General features: G+C 52.6%; 3 protein-coding genes and 2 pseudogenes. 1 reads left to right on the top strand and 4 read right to left on the bottom strand.

What is annotated here, in order from left to right:
* A pseudogene (locus ACI77I_RS31640) lies at window positions 1–145 on the bottom strand (IS5/IS1182 family transposase); the annotation flags it as partial.
* Window positions 146–707: 562 nt separating this feature from the next.
* On the opposite strand from ACI77I_RS31640, the gene ACI77I_RS31635 reads away from it, so the two are divergent.
* Window positions 708–2,129, top strand: a complete 1,422-nt coding sequence (locus tag ACI77I_RS31635; protein WP_407000120.1) for a serralysin family metalloprotease — start codon at window positions 708–710, stop codon at window positions 2,127–2,129.
* An 86-nt stretch (window positions 2,130–2,215) separates the two neighbouring features.
* On the opposite strand, the pseudogene ACI77I_RS31630 reads toward ACI77I_RS31635, so the two are convergent.
* From ACI77I_RS31630 to ACI77I_RS31620, 3 genes and pseudogenes are all read right to left on the bottom strand, one after another.
* Window positions 2,216–2,296, bottom strand: a pseudogene (locus ACI77I_RS31630) (hypothetical protein); the annotation flags it as partial.
* Between the two features lie 407 nt (window positions 2,297–2,703).
* A complete protein-coding gene (locus ACI77I_RS31625) occupies window positions 2,704–3,162 on the bottom strand; it encodes a hypothetical protein (RefSeq protein WP_242154684.1) in 459 nt (152 codons plus the stop codon).
* 218 nt (window positions 3,163–3,380) lie between these two features.
* Window positions 3,381–4,413 (bottom strand): FAD-binding oxidoreductase (locus tag ACI77I_RS31620; RefSeq protein WP_407000117.1); only part of this gene is annotated, 1,033 nt, incomplete at its 5' end.

Below are 4,413 nucleotides of genomic sequence, written 5' to 3'. Positions count from 1 at the left end.
CTACGTTCAAGCTCATCTGCGCACTTACTCCGTTCAGCTTTCGTGTCAGGAAATGCGTGGCGCCCCTCCATTGTTTGAGTATCCCGAAGGGATGCTCGACCTTGCGCTTGCGGACTCGCCTCATGTCCGGCGCGTTGCTCAGTCTGGCTTTATACCTCTCGTTTCAAATGGTGCAGTTAGTCTATTAATTCAGGGGGTGTTTCGTTTTGAGCATGTAGGTGTTGTGCTGAGGCTGGTTGATAAAAAGTGGGTGAGCAGCGCTACCCGTACGGACTTATCACACTGAATCCAGCTATCAAATCTTTGTACCAAACCGATCATTTTGTAACGAGAATTTAGTCTGATCGATGCTCTGCCCCAGATATCAGGGACAATGCAGGTTAGAAATTGACAACAGCCACCCAAGCCTCGTGCATGGCTGTTATCTTGCTCTTCGGGTAGAGATAATGACGTTTTAAAGCATTTATCTCGTGCTCAAACGCTAGCGCCTATGTCTCACGACACCACAACCACTTAGAAATAATTAAACGGTGATCAACTCAAACTAAACACTTTAAATAATGCTTTGGTATGCTCGGGGCAACATTAATAACTCAGCTCAGCGCTACGTCATCAATCACGCCCCCGCCAACAATGTAAAAAATTGATTTTTTTAGAAGAACCTTCTCCATTCATGGGTTCTTCATTAGTGATTCACAAGGACGTATATGTCAAAACTAAAAGAGAGTAAAGTATTTACTACCAGTCAGACCAGCAAGGCTTACGAGCAGGTCAATAGTTTTCACCATGGGTATGACCGTGGCGGGCCTGTTCTGGTGAATGGTAAGCCTTCGTTCACCGCCGACCAGGCTGCGGACGAATTACTGCGTAAAGGCGCAAGCTGGCACGATCAGAACGGGGACGGAAAAATCAGCCTCAGCTACACATTTCTGACCTCCAAGCCCGCTGACTTCAACCCGAACCTGGGTAATTTCAGTGAGTTCAATGCAATGCAAAAGGCCCAGACAGTGCTCGCTCTGCAGTCTTGGTCTGATGTTGCCAATGTGACCTTCGCTGACACCCCTGGCGGGGCCGATGGTCACCTGACGTTTGGCAACTACAGCAACTATACCGGCGGTGCAGCCTTCGCGTACTTGCCAACCGGTGGTTCACGTGACGGTCAGTCCTGGTATTGGGTCAATGATCAGTACCAGGTCAACACCACGCCGGACAACGGTAACCACGGACGGCAAACGCTCACCCACGAAATTGGCCACTCCCTGGGGTTGTCTCACCCCGGCAACTACAACGCTGGAAACGGCAACCCGACGTACAACGATGTCACTTATGCTGAGGACACGCGTGGCTATAGCCTCATGAGTTATTGGAGCGAAAGTAATACCCAGCAGAATTTCAGTGGTACTTATTCGTCAGCGCCGTTAATGGATGACATCGTGGCGATCCAGAAGCTCTACGGGGCGAACCTGGATACCCGCAGTGACCACACCGTTTACGGGTTCAACTCGAACACCGAGCGCGACTATTACACGGCGACCGCATCCAGCGACAAACTGGTGTTTTCGGTGTGGGATGGCGGTGGTAACGACACCCTGGACTTCTCCGGTTTCAGCCAGAACCAGAAAATCAACCTCAATGCAGGTTCGTTCTCCGATGTGGGCGGCCTGGTGGGTAACGTATCTATTGCTCATGGTGTAACGCTGGAAAACGCGATCGGAGGCGCTGGCAACGATCTCTTGATTGGTAATTTGGCGGCCAACATTCTTGAAGGCGGTGCCGGGAACGACATCATCTATGGGGGTGGCGGTGGGGATTCCTTGTGGGGCGGTGCCGGGGCAGACACTTTTGTGTTCGGCCAAGCTAGCGACTCGACGATGACAGCGCCTGCCTGGATCATGGACTTCACCACAGGGCAAGACAAAATAGATCTGTCAGGCATTGCCGCGTTCTCGTCGGCCAGCGCGACGCTGAACTTCGTGAGCAGCTTCACAGGTCATGCCGGCGACGCCATCCTGACCTACTTCCAAGAGAGTAATCAGAGCAGTCTGATGATCGACCTCACTGGCAGTGGCCTGGTGAGCTTTGCAGTCGGTACGATCGGGCAGGCCGCGACGACTGATATCATCGCTTAAGCCATCGCTGTTTTGCAGTCTTAGAAATTAGACCTCCAGCTGACGGGTTATAGATGTTCTATCCGCCAGCACTCGGAGGTCGCCCATGAACTGCTGACGTAATCGTCGAGGCTCTCGGGGAGCAAGGTGCTTTGACCGCGATATTCGCCTTGAATGAAGCGTTTCATCAGGCAATACCTGCGTTAAAATCTCCAGCAATCATACACGCGATGACATTTATGAAAGCGCCGAGACTGACTAAGACACATGCCTCTCACAGAGCTCAAAAGCTAGGGGAGCTTGGCTGGACTGTTAAACATGAATTCAAGGCTGACAACGAAACATACGAGTGGTACTTGGAATGGGAGCACGTTGAAGAGCCTCCATTACTTTCCTCACAAGATAACTGGGATAAACCCAGCCTCGAACGCTCCTGTGACTGATTAAGGTTGGCAGATTTAACGTTGCAGATCTAAGTACGATGGATGCGTTTTTACACTGTCTCGGCCGCAAGCAACCACCCACGAAGGGCTGCTTCCGACCCGAAGGCGACAATCAAGCTATGCGACCAAAGGGAGCGAACTTGAGCGTAGGGTTAGGGCTCCGAGTGCTCGGCATAGATTGCCATGGCCTTTTCGTAGCTGTCGGTGCTGAGGAAATCATTCTCGTATGCGCCCTGAACTTTTGTCTTGCCACCTTCGACCCCAGAGAGTGCAATTGCTAGAGCTAGTGAATTGTTGTGGCCGCACTCCTCGACGGGAAAACCACGTAGCAGGATATCCGCCACGTCCTTCAACATTGGAGGTGGCAGCTTCCCAAGGTAGTAAGCAGCAGCGGGCGGTGCGTCGCCTTGATAGTCTTTCTCGTCAATTGCGATCTCCGCCAGTTGGACGAGAAAACGGGTGCAGTTGGCGTGAGATAGAAAGAACAAGTCTGCTACTTGGGATGAGTGCCAGCAAAGAATAAGCAGTGCGCGAAGCATCTCTTCTGATTGGATGCCTTCATCGATGATGGTTTGCGCCCGAGCTTCCGTGATGTTGTGAAAGTCAGCCATGAAGAGCCTCAACGAATGATGAAAGATAGCATTTTAAACTGATCGATTGACCGCTACGGCGCTCATCTGCGAACGGCGGCTCATGGCCGATAGCTGCCCGATGCGAAGGGCTGCAATCGACCCATTGCTGCCATTGACAACTGATTAAGCCAGCCAAGCAAGCCGGTCAAATGAGGCGACACAACCTGAGGCCATTGAGTAGGTTGCACCGCGCAGACTCAACGGAACTCGAAGAGTTCGAAGTGCAGATTAGCTTTCGGGATCCGGTTGATATCCATCAGTTCATGCACCTTGGCCAGTAAACCTTTGGGGCCGCAAAAACTGATGTGAATCTTGTGTGGTTGGGTTTGAGTCACCGCTTGGCGCAAGGTTTCGGCCAACGGTTCGATGCCACCGACATTACGAACGAATTGTGCCCCGCGCATCTTAGTCATGGCTTGCAACTCCTCGGGCGCAGGGAAAGCGCGCGAGGGCGTGAAGCAATAGACCAGCGTCGCTTTTTCGAAGTCTTTTGCGTCTGGATCTTGCAACCAAGAAATAAAAGGCGAAATGCCCACACCTGCGCCGATCCAGATTTCCCGCTCGGCCTCAGAGGCGCGTTTAAAGCGTCCGTAAGGGGCATAGAGCGTCGCGCACATTCCGACTTTTGCGCACTCGCACAGCTTTTTGGTGTAATCCCCCAGCCCTCTGATCATGAACGCAATCTGCCCATTCGCACCGTTGGCGCTGGCTATCGTGAAAGGGTGTGGCTCGCGCAGGCCCTTTTGCTGCATTGCCAGAAACGCGAACTGCCCAGCTTTGAAGTCAAACCCTTTATGGATCGGCTCCAGTGTCAAATGCAGTGCTTCATTGACTCTATTCACGGCTGTCACCCGGTACTCGCCCGCACGGGCAACAAATGGATAGAGCACCAGCTTGTAGAGGGCGGCGAGCACGCCCAGTGCGCAGAACAGCGTCAACCAGATACCCGAGGGGCTGAGCAGGGTGATCGGCGATTTGAAACTGAGCCAATGCAAGATCACGATCAGGAACAATGGGCCGGAGAGCTTGTGCCACCATCGCCATAGGCGGTAAGGAATGTTGCGGTTCAGCGCCAGCAGCACGATCAGACCCAGTGCGACATAGCTCAACTGGCGTACCAGTCGCGTCCAGTATTTGGGTAGTTCCAGGATAGGCACGCTGTTCCAAACATCCAGATTCGCCTTGAACACAAAATGATATGAGGCAAACACGAGCGCCCATATGCCTAGC

Origin of the sequence: Pseudomonas sp. D47 (assembly GCF_045447305.1) — a bacterium.
GTDB lineage: Bacteria > Pseudomonadota > Gammaproteobacteria > Pseudomonadales > Pseudomonadaceae > Aquipseudomonas.
This window is presented reverse-complemented; position numbering and strand designations above follow the sequence as displayed.